This window comes from Brucella tritici (assembly GCF_008932295.1).
Taxonomy (GTDB): domain Bacteria; phylum Pseudomonadota; class Alphaproteobacteria; order Rhizobiales; family Rhizobiaceae; genus Brucella; species Brucella tritici.
This window is the reverse complement of the sequence record NZ_WBWA01000061.1, coordinates 1-3,239: the sequence shown is the minus strand read 5'-3', so window position 1 is coordinate 3,239 and position 3,239 is coordinate 1. Positions and strand designations below refer to the sequence as shown.

Genomic DNA, 3,239 nt, shown 5'->3' with positions numbered 1-3,239 from the left:
TCGATCGCTGTAGTTCTGCTCGAATGGCGTGCGTGGTCTTGGCGCTGCCGTGGAGAATTTGGCCCATAGCTCCCTCCGCTGTGTCGGTGACAATTCTACACCATCACATGCTGGGACCAAACACCTAGATGACCGGCACTGTGGCCGGTCATCGCCAACACCCAGACTAATTGTCCGGATTATCGACTTCACATCCGACGCCATGGCAGCCAACATAGTTGCCCTGTGTGTCAAAATTCGGATTACCATCTTTATCGAACTGTGGTCTTGTGTCGATCTGACTTTCTTCGCGGCGGCGACGCTCTCTTTTACGCTCGCGGTCGCGTTGTTCCTGCGCATAGATGCGATCTTGAGCGCGTTGTTCATCAGCTTCGTGACGAGCGTTTTGCTCCATCATGCAGTTGGCGAATGCGTCAGTCCCAGGCCGGAAGCCGAAGGACGAACATGTGTCCTGGTTGACTTCGTCTGCTGTGACGCAGCCGACGACTACCAGCGGTACGAAAGCGAGCAATAAATGTCTAAGTTTCAGGCTTGTCACTGTATGCTCCCATTGAGAAACACCACGGTAAGGAGAGTAAGGCTTCAAATTTTGAGTTTTGTTACTCGACAAACAAAGCTTATGTTCTGAAGCCAAGTCGTTATCTGAATAAAGAGCGATGCCGGGGATATTAATTCAGTCTCGCTCTCACCGGAGAGCTTTAATCCGGGCTGTCTACGAGGCAGCCCACTCCGTGGCACCCAATATAATTGCCATGAGTATCGTAGTTCGGTTCTCCGTTCGAGTCGAATTGGGGTGTTCGATCTATGCTCTCGGAGTTATCGGGCCTGTCGACGGTGCATCCGATTCCGTGACAACCATTGTAGTCGTCGGAATCGCGATGATTACTCGTTGTATGATGGTGCTTCTGCTGGTGGTCAGTTAGCATTCCTTCAACAATTGCACCAAGTACAGCGCCTGCCACGACGCCGCCGACGTCATGTCCTCGATGGTCATATTGGCGTGCTCCCGGGTCAAACCCATCGCCACGGCCGTGGTGATAGCCGCCTACATCTGCAAAGACACCGGAGCATCCTTGAGCAACCCATATGTAACGGCTCTTTGGGTTATATCCCCACGTGCGGTTTAAAATGCAAGAAGCACTCGACGTCTGGTGAATAAGCTGAGGTCTGGATAAAGGGCCAGCGTAACATTCATCGTATTTGTAATCTCTGGACCGGCATTCCACTGTCGTTTGAGCGCGGGCGTCGGCGATAAACGGCGGCGTTATCGCGGCGCCAGACAAAATGGCTGCGACCAATGTATACTTCAGCATCATTCCCTCCCATATGATAACATTTCTTGGCGGCAGCCAGGCGCTTACAATTGTGATTTAACGATACAATAACGCATCAAAATCTACTTTTAATCTTTCGACATGGTGTTTGGGAAGCTGAGTGCAATTAATGTTAATGTAAAGTAATTTATGCAATTTAAAGTGAAGTAATACGATATAATTGAAAATATGCAGATGGAGTTGTCTCTCCGAGAGTGAGTTGCGTCCTGCCGTAAAGAACATTTCTATATCGCGTAAAAACAAATGCCTGCAGACAGGGAAATTTGTGCCAAAAATCACCGATTTCAGTATCGGTGGTGATTCATACTGCTGGGAGCTTTGTTATCGGCATTCAGAGAATGCAGGGCCATGCGGGAATGCGAACGGTTTGACTGCCATAATTACCCAGAGTTCTATTGGTAATGCGGTGTGTTGTTGATGGCCTGCGCGGCGGTCAAAACCCGTGTCCGAATGTGGTTGTGAAGATCAAAATCACTTCCTACATTCATCGGCGCCAGATGGCCTTCATGGATCATTTCCTTTGCAGACATGCCAAAGCGTTCGCGAAACTGTCTGTTGAATGCTCCTGCTGACTCGAACCCGTATTGATAAGCGAGTTCTTTGGCCGTGACGGAGCGGTTGGGTTGCCCTGTCAGGTCGCGTAGAGCCAGATTGAGGCGCTTGTCCTTTATGAAGCCCGAAATGCCGTTTTCCGGTTCAAACAGACGATAGAGATGACTGCGGGAGATATTGAAGCGTTTCTGGATCGACGTGATACTAAGATTGTACGAAGAGAGGTTCTGCTCGATATATTGCACAATCGCATCTTTCAGTCCGTGATTTAAGGCGGCCACGTCGCCAAAGGGGGGGGCATGGCCAAGTTATTCAAAGACGCAGCGAATAGTTTGATCATGGCCTCTTGGGTAGCAGCTCCCTCTTCTGGGGTCAGTTGGTGAGCGACGTCAAGTACGCCTTTCAGAAAATGTGCAATCATTCGCGTTGTGGGTGCGTGCCCCGGCAATGTCGTACCGTGAATATCGCGCCAGGCAACGGCACGGTTAAGTACATCACGGGGAAGGGTCGTGGTTATTCTTCGGCCAGTTGTCGCCTCACTTCTAACGGGGCGTGCAAGGTCGATGATAACAATATCGCCGACTCTGGCATTGACAGATTTACCATCAAAATCGCCCTTGAGGGTGCCGACAGTTATGAGCTGGACAAGATGGAAGTCCAAACCGGTCAGCCCAATTAGCCTTTTGTCGCGTTGATATCGCTGTTGATTGAAAGAAGTGGCGCCAATCGTGAGAGGGCCGGCTGAATAAGACCAGATCTCACCTTCCAGAAGGTGTGTTGTATCGCCATCGTAGGAAGAGATTTCATATATTGGCCGGATGATTGAACTCCAGAAATCGTTTCTGGCTGAAGGCGCAATATTAGCTGTCGATAGATACAATCGCTTCATCAAATAAGTTCCACCCAAGCCGGATGTTAACCTGCCATCCTTGGCCACGAATCGAGAACAACATAGTTTGAGAGACTTCACAATCTGCCATGAGTTGAATTCTTTAAATTTCACAACTTGAAATAAGGCGAAAGAATAGGTGGCGAGATATTGGGGTTATGCCTCTTCATTACATATGGTTTCCTACTGTTTTAGAGAAAGCAGAGGAGCATAACATGCGAATTCAAGTGGCCGTCTTGTCGGTGGGACTGATTATAAGCCAATTTGTTCCAGTGGCGAATGCAGAGACGATGAAGACAAAAAGCAACGGTGTTAGGCGTCAAGCACCGTTGCGTTGGCGTCTCGCATTCTAGCATTTAGGATGATGATCATTTTACGCATGACGGCGACAAGTGCGACCTTTCCGGGCTTTCCTTGCTGCTTGAGACGCATGAAGAATGCCTTCATGTCGGGATCGAAACGAA

The 3,239-nt window shown here is 49.3% G+C and carries 4 protein-coding genes and 1 pseudogene; all 5 read right to left on the bottom strand.

The window, feature by feature from the left end:
* Window positions 1-166: 166 nt before the first annotated feature.
* The gene (locus tag F9K91_RS25285) at window positions 167-538 is read right to left on the bottom strand and encodes a hypothetical protein (RefSeq protein WP_151558544.1); all 372 of its coding nucleotides are present in this window, start codon (window positions 536-538) and stop codon (window positions 167-169) included.
* Window positions 539-698: 160 nt separating this feature from the next.
* Window positions 699-1,313 (bottom strand): DUF3011 domain-containing protein, encoded by a 615-nt coding sequence (locus F9K91_RS25280; protein WP_151558546.1) that lies wholly within the window; start codon window positions 1,311-1,313, stop codon window positions 699-701.
* A 413-nt stretch (window positions 1,314-1,726) separates the two neighbouring features.
* On the bottom strand, window positions 1,727-2,167 hold the full coding sequence (locus F9K91_RS25275; RefSeq protein WP_151558548.1) for a helix-turn-helix transcriptional regulator: 441 nt from the start codon (window positions 2,165-2,167) through the stop codon (window positions 1,727-1,729).
* Entirely contained in the window at window positions 2,155-2,775 is a 621-nt protein-coding gene (locus tag F9K91_RS25270) for an AraC-like ligand-binding domain-containing protein (RefSeq protein WP_151679047.1), read from the bottom strand. Before F9K91_RS25270 ends, F9K91_RS25275 begins: the two co-directional genes overlap by 13 nt.
* Window positions 2,776-3,087: 312 nt before the next feature.
* Window positions 3,088-3,239: pseudogene (locus F9K91_RS26515) on the bottom strand (IS110 family transposase); the annotation flags it as partial.

Coding starts and splice junctions, on each gene's coding strand:
- F9K91_RS25280 (WP_151558546.1), bottom strand. CDS start 1,313: ATGCTGAAGTATACATTGGTCGCAGCCATTTTGTCTGGCGCCGCGATA.
- F9K91_RS25270 (WP_151679047.1), bottom strand. CDS start 2,775: ATGAAGCGATTGTATCTATCGACAGCTAATATTGCGCCTTCAGCCAGA.